This window comes from Orientia tsutsugamushi str. Boryong (genome assembly GCF_000063545.1).
Classification (GTDB): Bacteria; Pseudomonadota; Alphaproteobacteria; order Rickettsiales; family Rickettsiaceae; genus Orientia; species Orientia tsutsugamushi_C.
Window position 1 is genome coordinate 594,698 of the sequence record NC_009488.1, and the last position, 16,381, is coordinate 611,078.

Consider the following 16,381-nt stretch of genomic DNA (forward strand, 5'->3'; position numbering starts at 1 on the left):
TTCTAGGAAATAGAATTGACAAAAAGTATAATTAATATTAAGCTTCATAAAAATATTGTAATTAGATAGATACTGCTATGAGTATTTTAAAATCACTTTTACAACCGTGTTATGCTGTTATGTTAGCATTCGTTGTATTATTTTCACCATCAATATGTACAGCGAATAATAATGTAAACTTCAATGCTTCTAAAGATACTGTTGATACTTCACAATTTTATCTAAAACTTTCATCTGGTATTAATACTGACTATTATGGTACATTAGAAGCAGGGATTGGTTATAGACAAGCTCGGCATAGAATGGATATAAGATTAGGATTGATATGTTCTAATCACTTTATAGGTGATTTTGTTCAAGGAAATTATTATTACAATATAATTGAAGGTAATAAAGCATCAATTTTTATTACAGGTGGACTACTACTATCTTGCAAGTTTTATTTTGACATTAATGTAGACTTAGGAGTTGGTACAACAATAAACTTATTAAGAGATATATATTTAGATATTGAATGTAGCACAATGAAGTATAGACCACTTCCTATTCATACACGTTTTGGGTTGCGATTTCATTTCTAATTACTCACAGGTTTTATAGTTAGTAATTATTAGCTCATTAACAGGATTGCGTTGTTCATTGATTGAGTATACGACTGTAACGGTATTGATATTAAAATCTTTGTATAAGTCTCTAATAAAGGCAGTATTATTATTTGAGATCATAATCTTAACACCTTTATTTGTTAATTCTTGGACAAAATCCCGTAATCTAATTTGATCTTTTTCATCAAATGGAAGTCTAGTGTAGAACCGTTCTCCAGATTTATGATAAGGAGGATCAAAATAAACAAAGTCACCTTTTTTAGGTTCTATAAATGAAAAATATGTAGCATAAATTGATACACCATGTAGAAGGCTGCTGCATTGGTTTATTCTAGATGCAATGTGGAGTTTAATGTAGCATTCACCAGAAAATGTTTGAGCAGATTGTCCATTTTTGTAGACTCTATAAATTCCCCTAAAAGAATATTTATTAAGATATATAAATTTTGCAGTAATTTCATTCGGATTATTACTATTGCATTGTTTATATGGATTATGACTATGAAAAAATTCGTATGATCGGATATGGAGATGAAATACAGCAAATACTAACTCAGCTGCTTGATAATGCAAATCGATTTGGAGAAAAAGTTAAAGTAATACTCATTAAAGTTAAACTACTAAATCCCGAAATACGAGACAAAACACTAGAACTTACAATTCGAAATAATGGAAACAACATAAAAAAATTACAAAAAATAAATACTGCTTTTAAAACTCCAAATGAAGATAACATCTTAGGTTTAGGGCTGACATTTGTTAAGCTGCTACTTCAAGCAATAAAGGGAGAAATTACATACGTAAAAAATGAGCATACAGAGGTTATATGCCGTGTACCGATATATGCTCACTATCTTTAATTTTCTAAAATAAGGGTGATTTATGATATTAGAAAAAGAATTCGATTCAGAAATAGAAATGAAGATTACTAAATCTGCTCTAAATGCAGTTGCAGAATATAAAGGAATAAAACTTAGTTGCGATTATTTAAGTACAATAAAAGAAGTAATTGGTGACAATATGTTACTAAGACATCTAGCAGCTGGTGATAAAGAGCTTTTAAAACTTACACATCAACTTAAAACACCAAACCTAAATATAATAGATGTGTTCAAACAGCTCAAAAGCGAGCCAGAAGAAGTTAGAAATTTTCAGTCCGAAATAACAGAAAATAAAAAATCAATATTAAGCAAACACTTAAACTGTTATAGCGAAGTATTAATGTATATTAAGACTGCATATAAACTGTTGACAGGAAGAACTGAATCATTTGTACAAGCAAAGAAAGAAGTACTTTATTTAGACGGAATATTAAACAATGCTATTAAAAATTATAATGAATCGAAATCAAAGTTTTTATATAAGATCAAGTGCGATAAGAATAGTATTTTCATAGGCTATAGTTATCAAATACAGCAAATACTACATCAGTTAATAGATAATGCTAATCGCTTTAATAAAAACAGCAAAAATAAAGAAGTAGTAATTACAGTAGAATTATTACCTCCTACAATTTCAGAAAATACAGAAAGAATACTACAATTTACTGTTCATGATAATGGACAAGGCATATCAAAAGAAACTCTACAACAAATCAATAATGATTTTAGAGATATAAGTCAGAATAGTGAAGCATTAAGATTAAGCTTAACGTTTGTTAAGCTGATGCTTCAAGAAATACGAGGGGAAATTACTATGAAAAGTGAAGAAAAAAAGTATACGGAAGCCATATTTCATATACCAGTCAGCTTAGCTAATTGTTAGCTAAGCTTGCTATTTTAAATTTCTAAAAAACAAAGTTAATAAACTTAACCGTAGGAGAATAATGTGGAAAATAACAATATTAGACCTCTTTCGAAACTGGTTAAGGTAGTTCAAAATTATAAATGCCAGAGATCAAATTAAATCTAAGACCGAATCTTTTACGTCTATTTCGATATTTGTCAGCAATAATTTTGAACCGTTTTAGCATACCAATAACGTTTTCATTGACAACTCTTTCTCCTGCTAACCTACGATTATTCTTTTTATCATTTTTAGTTAAAGGATTTTTCTTGCTTTTTTTCTTTGGTAATGCAGAATTATTGTGAATTTTTTGTATACCTTGATATCCTATATCAGTAATAGCTTTAATCTTAGGATGGATAAGGATTTTGGATTCCTTAAATAATCTAAAGTCATGTTTTTTACCGTTAGAAAAATCTGTACATATTACTTGGTGTGTTTTCTTGTCTACCACTATTTGAGTCTTTAGTGTATGCCTTTTCTTCTTTCCTGAATAATAGAATTTTTGTTTTTTTTGGGTCTTTCTATTGGACTCTCAGTAGCATCAATCAAGACTACTTCATAATTCATATCGCTATTCATTAGAGCTTTACGACCTGGAAGAGCAAAGTTTGGGTGTTTAACTAAGGTGTCTTCTACCCATTTTACAGCTTTATATGCTGAACTTTCACTAATCCCATAGTTCTGACCTATATGAAAATAAGTACGGTATTCTCTAAGGTATTCTAAGGCCATCAATAACTGTTCCTCCAAATTGAGCTTATTTTTACGCCCTCCTTTTGATTTCTTAACACCATCAGCTTTCCTCAAAATATCCACCATCTTTGAGAATGTTCCCTTCCTTACTACTGTTAATCGACGAAATTTTTCATCCTTTAACTCTTTAATCTGATCTAATTTCATTATTACTTCAAATCAGATTTTTATAACACCATTTTACATCATTGTATAGTTTCGAAAGAAGTCTATTGAAGAAAAAGAGAAACAAACAAATCTGTATAGTCGACTTGAAGCAGGCGAATTAGCAAGAATAAGTTGTATAGATTTGATTCAATATATTAGGCATAAAGTAAATGCTTGTACCGTTAGCAAGTTGAATATAGAGGCAAAGGTACGAGACAAGGGGTTAGATTCAGATTCTGAAATAACAAAGGTACTAACAGATACATCAATGTTAGTGGATAATTTGAGAGATCATCTGAATGATATAATTTTTTTATTTAGAAAAAACATAGAATCAACAAATGTAGAACTAGCAGAATTTAGCCTACGAACAATGCTAAATGGTACTATTGCAGCAATCAGAGTAATTGCTGAAGATGAAAAGATAGAGCTAAGGAAAAAATTAGGAAATGACATATACGATATTATTACTGGAGATAGTTTTCGAATAAGAGCTGTACTAACTCAGTTAGTTGGGAGTGCTATTATCCATAGTACAAATAGCAAAGTTAGAGTTAGCATTGATTTTTTGCCTCCTCAAAATGAACAATCGAATTCAAAAGATAGAATATTGCAATTTGTAGTGCATAGCGTAGGAGATGGCATTTCAAAAAACAAATTACAAGAGATGAACTCTGAATTAAAAAATCCACACTTAATTAAGCATCAAGCATTAGATTCAGGGTTAGCATTTATCAAACATCTTACATATGAAATGAAAGGAAGCATTAAGATAGACAGTAAAGAAGGACATTATACAAAGTTTTTAGTCAGCATTCCGATACAAACTAGTAATTTAAATTCGTAACATTAGTCAAATGGAGAATATTATGAAAAATAAAAAAAAGAATATCAAGAAAACGAAAGACATTTCTCAAGATGTTTGGACAATTCATCTACCACCTATTCCAGTTAAGTTAGTATCTACAGCTAAGGAAAGAAATATTTATCTTTGTACCGAAAATATGAAGGCAGATAAATATATTGGAATGAAAATAAAGCTACAACAAGCGAAAGATTATCTAGAGGAAGCTGAGTCAATGAAGCAATATTGTATAGATTTGATTCAAAAAATTAAATATACGTTTGATCTTACTACTGCTAAAATCAAAGATCTAGCAGATGATCTACTATGCAGGCAAAGTGATTTCAAAGAAAAAGAATATAAAACTACTAGCGTAGCAAGAATACTTAATTGTGCCGCTAACCTACAAGACTACTGTAACAGGATAGTTTACTCACTTAGAGGCCAAATTAAGCTTCAAAATGTACATTCAAAAAAATTTAGCATACAAAAACTATTGAAGGATACAATTAGCTCGCTGAAAGAAATTGCTGAAGATAGAGAAATATCGATCAGTTACAATGTTCAGGATAACATCAATGATATTGTTATTGGAGATAGTTGTCTATTGCAAACTATACTTAGTCAATTAATAAGTGGAGCTATTAGAGTTAATAAATTCTGTCAGGTTGATGTTATAGTTAGGTTATTTACTTCGCCGTATCGAAAGGCGAATGAAAAAGACAGAATATTAAGATTCATAGTACGTGATAACGGAAAAGGTATTTCACAAGAAAAACTACAAGAAATAAATGCAAAATTTACTGATTTGCATCCAGCATTAGAGTATCCAGAAATATTAAACTCGAGTCTAGAATTTGCAAATTACATTGTTAACAAACTAAGTGGCAAATTAGAAATAAAGAGCGAGGCAAATAAGTTCACAGCTATTACTTGCGATATACCAGTACAACTTAATTAAAAGATATGGAAGCATTTTATGAGTCATACTATAAAATCTGGAGATTTTGGTATTCAGGCAAAAGTAAATGTAATATTAGAGCACTGAAGCCATTCACAGAAAATAAAGGAATAAATCTTAGCTGCAATTTTAAAAATGATATAAAAGATTTAATCATTGTAAATAGTATTCAAATACAGGCAGTACTAACACTATTAATTTGCAATGCTACTAATAGTAAATGCAGCGAAATTAGTGTTGAAGTTGATTTGCTACCTTCTACAAATCAAAAGACAAATTATAGAATATTACAATTAATTGTTCGTAATAATGGAATTGGAATTTCAGCTGAGAAAGTGAAAAAGATAAATAATGAGCTCAGAAACTTACATATCAAAAGCTATGCAGTACTAGGATCTGAATTACTACTCGTTAAACAGTTTATACATGAAATTACTGGAAAAATTAAACTAGAAAGTAAGCAAGGCAAGTATACAGCCTTCACGTATAGTATACCTATAGAAGTTCATTGAGAAACTGAAAATTAGAATTATTAATGGAGATGGAGGAAATAATGTTGGCATTTTTAAATTGTGAACATATCAATAAACTACTTGATAAGCTGGACTTGATTAATCATAGTTTTAATAAACACATTGATCTTGATAAAGTAAAAAAAGCTATATTTTATGCAAAAAAATATCATAGCAATCAAAAGCGAGATACAGGAGAACTATACTACACACATCCATTAGAAGTAGCCCACATGGTATCAGACCACACCTTTAAAACTGATATAATTATTACTGCAATATTACACGATGTAATTGAGGATACAAAACTAACCAAAGAAAAGATAGCAATGGAATTTAATAATAACATTGCCGAGCAAGTTCTAGCTCTTATAAGAAACATATGTGGTAAGAAAACCAGTTCCATGAAAATGATTAAAACATTAGTGAATCAAGATAAAGTAGAGCTATTACTAATCAAACTATTGGACAGATTGGATAATATTAAAACTATATTCATAAAGCCAGCCAAAAGAAGACAAGAAATCATACTAGAAACGCAGCAAGAATTTATACCTCTTGCTGAATACCTTAAATTACCAGAGATTGCTATAGAGCTAAATAAATACTGTGAGCTTTATGCTACCTAATAAACTAAAGTTTAATAGGGGGTTAATGTAGTGAATTGCAGAAATTAAAATTCAATAAGAGAATGTTCATGTAAGTTATTTTGTTGTATAATTTAAAAAGAATAGAAAATATGAAAAATATATGCATTTATCAAGATTTTTAGATCCAAAGAATGATGTAGCATTTAAAAAGATATTTGGATCAGAAAAAAACAAGGACATACTAATACATTTTCTGAACGATATATTATTGTTTGAAGGGAATAGAGAAATAACAGAAGTAGAGTTTTTAGGTACGATATTAGACGCTGATATAGCGTCCAAAAAAGAATCAATAGTAGATGTTTTGTGTAAAGATAAAAACGGAGCGCAATATATAATAGAAATGCAAGTAGATCCTACACAAGGATTTGAAAAAAGAGCGCAGTATTATGCAGCAAAAGCATATGGTAGGCAACCAAATAGAGGAAAGGAAGGAAAATACTCAGACCTAAAGGAAGTTATATTTATAGCTATAGCAGATTATAAATTGTTTCCAAACAAAGAAGACTATATATCAAGGCATGTAATATTGGATAAAAAGACATATGAGCATGATCTAAAGGACTTTTCATTTACCTTTATAGAATTACCAAAATTTAAAAAAAATAGAGTGGAAGAGTTAAGTGATATAACAGAGAAGTGGTGCTATTTTTTTAAACATGCAAAAGAAACAACATTAGATGGATATCATAAAATAATAGGTGAAGATTTAATAATCAAAAGAGCGTATGAGGCATTAGATCAGTTTAATTGGAGCGAAGACGAACTAATAACCTATGAACAAGAGTTAAAGCGTATATGGGATAATAAAGCAGTAGAAGATTATAAACTCGAACGCGCTAAAGCTGAAGGTAAAGCTGAAGGTAAAGCTGAAGGTAAAGCTGAAGGTAAAGCTGAAGGTAAAGCTGAAGCAAAAAAAGATTTTGCAATAAAATTATTGAAATCTGAATTATCAGTTGAGACAATTGCTGAATATACGGATTTATCAATACAAGAAGTATTAAATTTAAAAAATAGCGTAAAATAATAAGAAATATACAACATACAAAATTTTACCTTTAATGTGTTGTATGCTATTTCTATTAAATCATATAGATGCCTTATATCACACTACAAGTTCTATACTATACTGAACATTGAGAAGGGTATTCTTTAAGGCCTCAATATCTTTAACATGGCCGCACCATTCTTGACGAAAGCTATTCCATTTTAAGCCATGAAGGCGAATGTGGCGCTTAGTGTTTTCATCTAGTTCAGAGGAAAATTTTAAAATCACAGCAGCTTTATTTTGCTGTTCCTTATCAAAAATATTTTTACCGATTGTAGTCCAATGATTCTGAACATTTGGATGTAAAGATAGCTGGTTCAAAAAAAAGTAGCATTATTTTTTGAACTCTAAGATTTAAGACTATATCTCTTAATATTTAGGAATATTTTTTGATATATAGTCATTTACAATGAAGTTTGCGTATAAAATATCCTGTTAGTAAATCTTATGATGCTATTGTCGCTTTTTTATGCTTAAACCTCATTGTAAATGACTATAGTCTATAATCTAGAATAATCTTAACTTATGAACATATGACTCTGTACCTTGATTCTAAAAATTAATCAGTTATGATGCGGAGATTGCTTTTTTTAATTTTTTGCAAGGTCATTTGCTAACTGGTATGCGTACACATTATCAACGCCAGATTGGGATAATGGAAAATATGAAAAGTAGTGAATAAAAGGTATACAAAGAGAGGATGTTGAGTTAAAAAGAAAATTTAAATAAAAAAGGAATAACCCAACATGAAAAAATGCATTGTAACAGTATACTATTTAATAGACAATTTTTGCAAGATATATCAAGAGTGGGAAAGAAAGAGATTAATACCAAGTAGTAATCAAAGGAACAGAGATGGAAAGTTACCCTTAGCTGAGTTGTTAACAATAACGATATATTTTTATTTATCTCCATGCAAGGATTTTAAAAATTATTATCTATATTACTTGCGTTATAAGTATAAAGAATACTTTTGTTTACCAAGCTATAGTAGGATAATACAACTATTACCTAGAATGTTGCTACCATTAGCCGTATTAATGCATTATCTGAAAGGAGATGAGACTGGTATATATTATATCAATTCTACAAAATTAGCAATTTGTCATAACACACGCATTTCCAGTAATAGAGTTTTTAACAGAATTTCTAAAATTGGTAAGAGTAGTTATGGCTGGTTCTTAGGCTTTAAGCTACATCTTGTAATAGACCTCTTTCGAAACTGGTTAAGGTAGTTTAAAATTATAAATGCCAGAGATCAAATTAAATCTAAGACCGAATCTTTTACGTCCATTTCGATATTTGTCAGCAATAATTTTGAACTACCTTAACTAGTTTCGAAAGAGGTCTAATTAATAATAAAGGTGAAATAATGTCAGTTAAAATTACTAAAGCTAATAAAAGCGATCTATCTGTAGCTTCAATTATTTCTAAAGGTTTATCTGGTAAATTGTTTGGTGATAAAGCTTACATATCTAAAGAGTTATTTCATCAACTGTTCTCCAATGGTCTACGTTTATTTACTAATCTTCGTAAAGATATGAAAACATATTAGACTTCTTTCGAAACTGGTTAAAGAGTTCAAAATTATAAATGCCAGAGATCAAATTAAATCTAAGACCGAATCTTTTACGTCTATTTCGATATTTGTCAGCGATAATTTTGAACTACCTTAACCAGTTTCGAAAGAAGTCTATTTATTAGACATAGATGATAAGCGCTTATTAAATAAACGTTCTTTAATTGAGTCTGTCTTTAATCTACTAAAAAAACATATGCATTTAGAGCATACTAGACATCGCTCTCCTATTAATTTCTTTGTTCATATAATTTCTTCTCTTGCTTCTTATTCTATCTCTAAACTTAATCCCTATCTTATCTCCTCTTCTTTCTCTTCTTTCAACTTATCCTAAATTGGCGTTATTAATATATATCAAATGGCATCATAGAAATTAGTGAAACAAAATGTCAGACAGCACTATTATTAATTAAGCTTTTCGATCGACTACATAATGTTCAAATAAAACATCATCAAATGTGGTAAGAAATAACATTAAAAACCGAGCAAGAATTTATAGCTCTTACTCAATACCTTAAACTACCAAAGATTTCTGACAAGCTAGGTGGATATTTGTTGTTTTATAATAATTTAGCTTTTGCTTCAGTCGTAAAATTAATAAAATTTTCTAACTTAGAAAAATAGTACAGTAAATCTCTATAAAATAGAACATTTGGGAATACTATTGCATGCTCCTAAAATTTTTTCAGTAAATGACATATCATCTGTGCTTGTATGCTCTAATTCATTACTTAAAAAGTCTCTGAATTGATCAGTATTCAAAACATTGGTATCATTAATGCTATAATATGGCATTTTATTGTGAAAAAATGTTTCTATACATTCTTCATTTGAATTATTAACTACAATAGTTAAAACCTTGTTACTTAATGATTTTCTATTACCTTGTATGAAATTCTTATCATGCTTCAATATTATAGATATATGTTGATCAGAATCAAATGCTTCAAATGCGTATAAAGTATTCAATATTTTATGTTTGCAATGATACTCTAATATATGTATATCACTTAATACTCCATCAATGTCTCCAGTACTATAAGTTATATAATTAACTTTAGCATTAGAACTATAGTTAGATTTATCGTAAATACTATGATATGTATTGTCATTCCATCCAGTCAAGACTAAAGTATTATTACCTGCTTTTTTTAATAAAAACACTTCTGCTAACGATACTATATCTTCTAAATTTTCATGGCTAGATGAGTTTATGCTAGAATCGCCATTATACATATATAATCACCTTGTTATTAAAATAATGCTTATACTTTATAGATAATATTTGCTATGTTATCAAGTGCTTTTTTTAAACTAGCTCGAAATTCATATTGAACATTGAGAAGGCAATTCTTTAAGGCCTCAATGTCCTTAACATTGCCGCACCATTCTTGACGAAAACTGTTCCATTTTAAGCCATGAAGGCGAATGTGGTGCTTAGTGTTTTCGTCTGGTTCAGAGGAAAATTTTAAAATCACAGCAGCTTTATTTTGCTGTTCTTTATCAAAAATATCTTTACCGATTGTAGTCCAATGATTCTGAACATTTGGATGCTGTACTAGAGTATTTTCTAAAGAAATAAATGCACCAAATAAAGTATTTGTTGGTAGGTGATCAAGCTTAGCCTTAGCGACTAGTCCACCCATTTCGATAAGACGTCGAGTACGCATTTTACGTTCTTTGATTTTGAGGTTAACCTCATCCATGATTAGCTTAGCTTTTTTTGTTGGAGAGTAATTTTTTGCTGCATAAGATTTGCCATGTTAGTAATTCAGAAAGATAAAAAAATCAGGCAAGAATATATCAAAATAAAATTCCAGTAAAGAAAAAAACCGCACCTGCCAAACCAACATCAAATAATTATAGTCAAAAAAACGTGAATCCAAGGTTAGAAGCTTTATTAAAGAATAAGCTTATACGCAATATGCGCTCCATAAAGAGCGATGCTAAAAAATGAGTACTCATTAGCTGATCTAGTGTTAACAAAAAGCAGTTTGTGCTAGCAAAACCAAAAAAATCATGCTAACTTAAAAAACTCAGGTGAGAATTGGTGTTGAGATGGCGATACAGTTTGCAAGGATTGAATTTTTAAGTAGAAGTAAAGGATGTAATAGTTGTTGTAAGGCAGTGTATAATGCAAGAACTATTGTTAAAAACAAGAAGACAAATATAAGGTATAACTTCTCTCGTAAGAAAGATAACGTATATCATACAGTACTGATACCAGCTTATGTAAATCAAAAATTCAAGAATATTCAAACATTAATGAATGAGGTGGAACAAACAGAAAAACGAAGAAACAGTAAGTTGTTGAATGATATCGTAATAGCGTTGCCAGACGATAAGGAGCTAAATTCAGAAGATAGAATAAAGATTACACATGAAATAGTTGATGCAATGGAATGGGTGCAAAATGGTCTTGGAGTACAGATAGACATTCATAAGCCTCATAGAGGAGATAAAAACTGGCATGCGCATATATTGGTTACTACAAGAAGATTTAGAGAAGATGGAACTGGTTTAGGTGATAAAGCAGTAAATTTAAACCCAAAATGCATAACATTAAGTAATGGCAAAAAGGTTGTTATTAAAGATCCCGAGATGATTCATGAAAAAGTAAAAGAAATAATTAATGCATATTTTGCTAAATTAGGCTTAACAAATAGAGTTGATAAGATAAGTGCAGTGCTGCAAAAGCATATTGTGCCTACTAGAATTAGAAGTTTAATTAATGAAGCAGCAAATGAAAATGAGTTACGTAAAGAGGCTAATTTAAAAATTATTAAGGATGCTGATGTAATAACGGATTCTCTATAACACATTACAAATCTATTTTTACTTAAGCAGGATATCGAAAAAGCAGTAAAAGATATACCATATATTCAGCGAAAGCAGAAATGAAACTGTTAGTTCAGCAAGTACTTAGTTCAAATAGAGTATTAGAATTGTATCATGAGAATGGTGAAGTTAGCGAATTTTTTACTACAACTGAGGTTAGAGATGAGGAAGCAAGCATAATAAGAATAGCTAATAAAATCAATAATCGAGTTTATTACAACGATATTTACAATCTTAAAAGTAATATCGAAGGTCTAGCAAATGTTAGTGAAGAACAGAAACAAGCTCTAAGGCATATTTTGCTTAGCACTAGTGGAGTTAGAGTACTAAGAGGAAGAGCTGGAACAGGTAAATCCACTGTTTTAGCAAAAGCATATAAAATTGCAACAAATCGTGGACAAAATGTTATTGGCCTTGCTCCCACTCATAAGGCAGTATCAGAGCTGAAGAACAAAGGTTATACAGATGTCTATACAGTAAAGGGATTTTTGTATAATCGAAAAAAATTTTTATGCAAAATAGGTTAATAGTAGTAGATGAAGCTGGAATGGTAGGTACTAAAGCTTAGGCAGAGCTATTTAGAGTAGTTAGAAACAATAATTGTCAACTGATACTCGCTGGGGATGAAAAGCAGTTAGCTTCAATAGAAAGAGGCGGAATGTTTGAGATTCTGAGTAATATTTTCGGTTCACATGTTTTAGTGAATATTCGAAGACAAAGTGAAAACTGGAGCAGAGAGGTAGCAATGAAGTTTGCTGAGAGTAATATTTTAAGCGGTATAACCTTACCTGAGGCAAAATAACTGCGTTAAGTTTGATAATACGTTGCAGGACTCAATGAGTAAGTTAAGATACAACTGGAGTCTAAGCAAGTTTAAGCTACATGAAAAATTGGTAATTACAGTACGTAATAAAGAGGTAGACATTCTTAATTCAAGTATTAGATCTTTGTTAAAAGCTAATGGCACGCTACAAGGCACAGAATATAGGCGTTCAATAGCTGGAAGGAAAGAGTCCTACATGGCTGGAGATCGAATTGTATTTCAAAAAAGCGATAAGGATTTACAAATACAAAATAGTGAATTTGCAACTTTAACTTCGGTTAATAAAAATGAATTTGTAGCTAAGACAGATGCAGGACAAGATGTGAGTTTTGACCCAAGCAAAATACAATTTAAACATGGTTATGCAAGTACTGTTTATAAGGCCCAGGGAGCTTCTATAAAAGATGTATACATTCTTCATAACGGAGTTGGTAATATAAGCAGCTCATACGTAGCCATGACAAGGCATATAGAACAGTTAAAGTTATATTGTAATAAAGAAGCTACTAGCAGTTTTAGCAGCTTAGTATATCAGCTCAGCAGAGCAAATTACAAATCGGCAAGCATAAACTTAAAAACTAATGAAGATTTAAATAAAGAAAATCCAACTATTTTAAGTAAAATTTGTGGTTGGTTTAAGTCTATAGTAACTGATGTAGGAGACAGATTTCATAAAAACGCTAAATATTATCAGTACGATAAAAAACCAGAGCAATTAGCTGACATTAAGATCGAACAACCTAATATAGTTAATGATATAAGAAAATCAGAAATAAGTCCAAATAATGAATTAAAGGCTACAAAGACCGCAAACGATATTTCAACTACAGAAAAACTCAACACAAAGCCTGAACAACAAAATCCAAGAGTTAGTATTCGAAGGTAAAATGAGCTGCATAGAGCAGCTCAAGGATAATAAAGATATGAATTTACTAAGTAGAATGTGAAAGTTATGAAACTTAGAAAGATTCGTTAACAGAAATACTATCTCAACAATCACTCAGCAAAAATATTATACCATTTAAACGGTAAAAATACAAATAAATTTAGCGAAGGTGAGGTTCTGTATGACTGATAAAATCAATAATTCAAACAATCATAATTTAATGGAAGAATTGAGAAATAAAATAGCTTCTCATGCAGAAACCATAGCCTGTGATTTGCTTGGAGAGCCTAATAAACATTTCTCTAGACGTGGAGAAATACGTTGGGGAGATACAGGGAAAATTGTCGTCAATACTAGTGGCAAGCATGCTGGAAAATGGTATGACTTTAGTTCTGGCGAAGGTGGAGATTTATTTGACTTAGCCAGAAAAGAACGTGGCGGTGATTTTGTTAGAGCTAAGGAATATCTAACAAGCATAGTAGGAATGTCAACTTATAATGAGTCTTATCCTCGGCAGGTACATAAAGAAGCCACTCAAAATGAGCTAGCTAAAATTCGAAAAGTTCAATACTTTTATAATCAGTCTTCTCCATTATATTTTACTAATAATACTGAAGTTCAAATCGTAAAAAGATATCTTGAACAACATAGAGGAATTGATTGTTTTACAATGAATTCTGACTTGAGAGCAAGTGTAATTCTTGATAGAGAAACGAATGAAAATTATCCAGCATTTTCAGCATTTTCAAGAAATGCGAAAGGTAAAATTACTGGTGTACAAGTTGTATATTTGAATTCGCAAACGTGCGATAAGGCAGATATTTCAGTCCCTAGGAGGGCTTTTGGCAAAATTAGCGAATCGTTTGTTAGAATTACTCCATTGGCACCACATGATTCGCCTATAACAATTATAACAGAAGGCGTTGAAACAGCTTTAAGTCTAAAACAAGCAGGAATTAATGGAAAAATTATCGCTGCTATTGGCATACATAATTTCAAGAACTATCAACCATTTGAAGGAGAAAACATAATCATAGCGGCAGATAATGATGGACAAAATTCTATAACAATGAATACTGTTGATAAAGCGAAAAAAACACTCGAAAATAGTGGAGCAAAGGTGTTAAAAGTGATGCCAACACAAGAAGGTGATTTCAACGACCTATTACAAATTCATGGGGCTGAAGCTATTAGACAGATTATAATACCTGAAATTGCCAAACTTATTAAATTGAACGAAATACAAAATAAATCATCTGAAATACCTAATCAAAGTGACGTTAAAGAATTATATGCAAAATCTTTGCCCCTATACGACTATAACAAAAAGGAAAAAGCTAATGCGGAAGTAACAACAGTCAACAAATTTTTAGAAAATCATACAGAAATTTATAGTTCAAAAATCTTTGACAATCCTAATTTAAGAGCAAATATGGTTTTTGATGAAGAGACTCAAAAATCCTGGCCTGCACTCACTATTTTTGTTAAAAATGACAAAGATGAAATTACTGGAGCTAAGATATTAGCCTTGAATTCAAAAACATGTAATAAAGCGGATGCAGCTGAAAATTCTGTTGGTACAATTAGTGGATCATTTGTTGAAATTGCTCAACAAAATTCAGACTACTCTTCTATAACAATTCTTACAGAGAATATTGAAACTGCTCTAAGCATTAAACATGCTGGAGTCGAAGGAAAAATCTTATGTGCCATTGAAGCCCAAAATTTGCAAAACTATAATCCTGCCTCAAAAGAAAAGATCATTCTAGCAGTTAAAAATGACGTAAATACTGAAAAAGCTGAAAAAGTTCTAGAGGATAAGGAAGCAGTAGTCTGTACAGTCAAAAATGACTTCAATAATGTATTAAAAACTCAAGGATTATATGCTGTTAGAAATATTATCAGCCCTGAAATAAGAAAACTTAATGAAAAGAATAAATCCATACAAACTAATATACAACCAAGATTATGTCTGAAACACTAGGCAGAGTATGACGCAGCATTTTTTATAAAAAAAACTATAGGCTGAAAAATATGACAAAAAAATTAAAGCATGATTCATTGGCAAAGACAATCATGAGCGATCCAGTGGCTGCACAAGAATTTCTAGAGTATTATTTACCAAGTGATTTCAAGAGTTTAATAGATTTATCAAAAATAAAAGTAGAGCAAGAAAGTTATATAGAAGAATCGTTAAAAAAATATAGCGATATCGTCTATAAAGTTGCAACCAAAAAGCATGGCAATGCTTTTATTTATATATTAATTGAAGCTCAATCAACCGTTGATTATTGGACAGCTCTGCGGTTATGGAGATACACATTGTTATTGTGCGAAAGGCATAAGAAAGAAAAAACTAAATTACCATTAGTGTATAATTTAGTGATCTATAACGGCAAAGAAGTCTACAACGCACCTAGAAATTTGTGGGATTTATTTACCGATTCAATGATAGCTAAGCAATTAATGACCTCTGACTATCAATTAGTCGATTTGCAAAGTATGTCGAATGATGAAATTATTAGGAAAAAGCATATCGGAATGCTCGAATATATGCTAAAACACATTCATCAACGAGATATGTTAAAGCTTTGGCAAGAGTTTCTAATAAACTTCAAACATGTTTTAATACTTGATAAAGAAAAAGGTTATGTTTACCTAAGATCATTTTTATGGTATACTGATACTAAATTACTAGAGAATCAGCAACCAGAATTAGAGCAGATTCTGGCTAAGTATTTATCTGAAGAAGAAAAAGGTAATATTATGAGAACTATTGCTGCAAAATATATTGATGAAGGCATAGCTAAAGGCAGAGCTGAAGCTGCACAAGGGCTTGCAAGGAACTTATTAAAAGCTGGCTTTTCAGTTGAATTTATTGCTGAAAATACTGGGTTATCAAACGAAGAAGTGGTTAATTTAAAAGTTAGCATGGATAATTCTTGAA

Annotated in this window: 12 protein-coding genes and 8 pseudogenes; 14 read left to right on the top strand and 6 right to left on the bottom strand. The window is 30.5% G+C overall.

The annotated features are described in order from the left end of the window. Positions 1 to 77 precede the first annotated feature (77 nt). Entirely contained in the window at positions 78 to 581 is a 504-nt protein-coding gene (locus OTBS_RS02860) for a hypothetical protein (RefSeq protein ID WP_011944578.1), read from the top strand. Here OTBS_RS02860 and OTBS_RS02865 read toward each other — a convergent pair. After that, positions 582 to 1,121: pseudogene (locus OTBS_RS02865) on the bottom strand (DNA adenine methylase); the annotation flags it as partial. On the opposite strand from OTBS_RS02865, the gene OTBS_RS11460 reads away from it, so the two are divergent. Both OTBS_RS11460 and OTBS_RS15985 read left to right on the top strand, forming a co-directional pair. Beyond that, a complete protein-coding gene (locus OTBS_RS11460; protein WP_232488826.1) occupies positions 1,121 to 1,465 on the top strand; it encodes an ATP-binding protein in 345 nt (114 codons plus the stop codon). The pseudogene OTBS_RS02865 and the gene OTBS_RS11460 sit on opposite strands and share 1 nt — an antisense overlap. Before the next feature lie 22 nt (positions 1,466 to 1,487). Beyond that, positions 1,488 to 2,369: a sensor histidine kinase gene (locus tag OTBS_RS15985; protein ID WP_011944282.1), complete on the top strand. Its 882-nt coding sequence runs from the start codon at positions 1,488 to 1,490 to the stop codon at positions 2,367 to 2,369. Between the two features lie 100 nt (positions 2,370 to 2,469). Here the strand turns inward: OTBS_RS15985 and OTBS_RS11470 are convergent. After that, a protein-coding gene (locus OTBS_RS11470; protein WP_157866275.1) for an IS5-like element ISOt6 family transposase occupies positions 2,470 to 3,293 on the bottom strand; the annotation gives its coding sequence in 2 pieces (ribosomal slippage) (positions 2,470 to 2,906 and positions 2,906 to 3,293; 825 coding nt in all). 190 nt (positions 3,294 to 3,483) lie between these two features. On the opposite strand from OTBS_RS11470, the gene OTBS_RS02885 reads away from it, so the two are divergent. The 5 genes from OTBS_RS02885 to OTBS_RS02905 all read left to right on the top strand — a co-directional run bounded on the left by OTBS_RS02885 (position 3,484) and on the right by OTBS_RS02905 (position 7,287). Continuing rightward, positions 3,484 to 4,140: a sensor histidine kinase gene (locus OTBS_RS02885; protein ID WP_232488878.1), complete on the top strand. Its 657-nt coding sequence runs from the start codon at positions 3,484 to 3,486 to the stop codon at positions 4,138 to 4,140. 22 nt (positions 4,141 to 4,162) lie between these two features. Next, positions 4,163 to 5,098, top strand: coding sequence for a sensor histidine kinase (locus OTBS_RS15990; RefSeq protein WP_041621150.1), 936 nt, complete (start codon positions 4,163 to 4,165; stop codon positions 5,096 to 5,098). Positions 5,099 to 5,103: 5 nt separating this feature from the next. Further along, positions 5,104 to 5,610 (top strand): ATP-binding protein, encoded by a 507-nt coding sequence (locus OTBS_RS02895; protein ID WP_041621047.1) that lies wholly within the window; start codon positions 5,104 to 5,106, stop codon positions 5,608 to 5,610. Between the two features lie 41 nt (positions 5,611 to 5,651). Further along, positions 5,652 to 6,239 (top strand): HD domain-containing protein, encoded by a 588-nt coding sequence (locus OTBS_RS02900; protein WP_041621046.1) that lies wholly within the window; start codon positions 5,652 to 5,654, stop codon positions 6,237 to 6,239. A gap of 121 nt (positions 6,240 to 6,360) precedes the next feature. Continuing rightward, a complete protein-coding gene (locus tag OTBS_RS02905; RefSeq protein ID WP_011944581.1) occupies positions 6,361 to 7,287 on the top strand; it encodes an Rpn family recombination-promoting nuclease/putative transposase in 927 nt (308 codons plus the stop codon). 78 nt (positions 7,288 to 7,365) lie between these two features. Here the strand turns inward: OTBS_RS02905 and OTBS_RS02910 are convergent. Then, positions 7,366 to 7,620: pseudogene (locus OTBS_RS02910) on the bottom strand (conjugal transfer protein TraD); the annotation flags it as partial. Positions 7,621 to 8,054: 434 nt separating this feature from the next. Here OTBS_RS02910 and OTBS_RS17490 point away from each other — a divergent pair. Continuing rightward, a pseudogene (locus tag OTBS_RS17490) lies at positions 8,055 to 8,513 on the top strand (transposase); the annotation flags it as partial. A 21-nt stretch (positions 8,514 to 8,534) separates the two neighbouring features. Here the strand turns inward: OTBS_RS17490 and OTBS_RS17495 are convergent. Continuing rightward, positions 8,535 to 8,630, bottom strand: a pseudogene (locus tag OTBS_RS17495) (IS5/IS1182 family transposase); the annotation flags it as partial. Positions 8,631 to 8,659: 29 nt separating this feature from the next. Here OTBS_RS17495 and OTBS_RS17500 point away from each other — a divergent pair. Both OTBS_RS17500 and OTBS_RS16000 read left to right on the top strand, forming a co-directional pair. Then, positions 8,660 to 8,857: pseudogene (locus tag OTBS_RS17500) on the top strand (transposase); the annotation flags it as partial. Positions 8,858 to 9,002: 145 nt separating this feature from the next. Next, positions 9,003 to 9,221: pseudogene (locus OTBS_RS16000) on the top strand (transposase); the annotation flags it as partial. A 302-nt stretch (positions 9,222 to 9,523) separates the two neighbouring features. Here OTBS_RS16000 and OTBS_RS02925 read toward each other — a convergent pair. Next, on the bottom strand, positions 9,524 to 10,123 hold the full coding sequence (locus tag OTBS_RS02925) for a hypothetical protein (RefSeq protein WP_011944582.1): 600 nt from the start codon (positions 10,121 to 10,123) through the stop codon (positions 9,524 to 9,526). A 29-nt stretch (positions 10,124 to 10,152) separates the two neighbouring features. Continuing rightward, positions 10,153 to 10,649: pseudogene (locus OTBS_RS02930) on the bottom strand (conjugal transfer protein TraD). Positions 10,650 to 10,945: 296 nt separating this feature from the next. Between OTBS_RS02930 and OTBS_RS18225 the strand changes: the two are divergent. The 3 genes and pseudogenes from OTBS_RS18225 (at position 10,946) to OTBS_RS02945 (ending at position 16,380) form a co-directional block, all read left to right on the top strand. Beyond that, positions 10,946 to 13,434 (top strand): annotated as a pseudogene (locus tag OTBS_RS18225) (AAA family ATPase). Between the two features lie 880 nt (positions 13,435 to 14,314). Continuing rightward, positions 14,315 to 15,418, top strand: a complete 1,104-nt coding sequence (locus OTBS_RS16020; RefSeq protein WP_232489038.1) for a toprim domain-containing protein — start codon at positions 14,315 to 14,317, stop codon at positions 15,416 to 15,418. Positions 15,419 to 15,468: 50 nt separating this feature from the next. Continuing rightward, entirely contained in the window at positions 15,469 to 16,380 is a 912-nt protein-coding gene (locus tag OTBS_RS02945; protein ID WP_011944584.1) for an Rpn family recombination-promoting nuclease/putative transposase, read from the top strand. Position 16,381 lies beyond the last annotated feature (1 nt).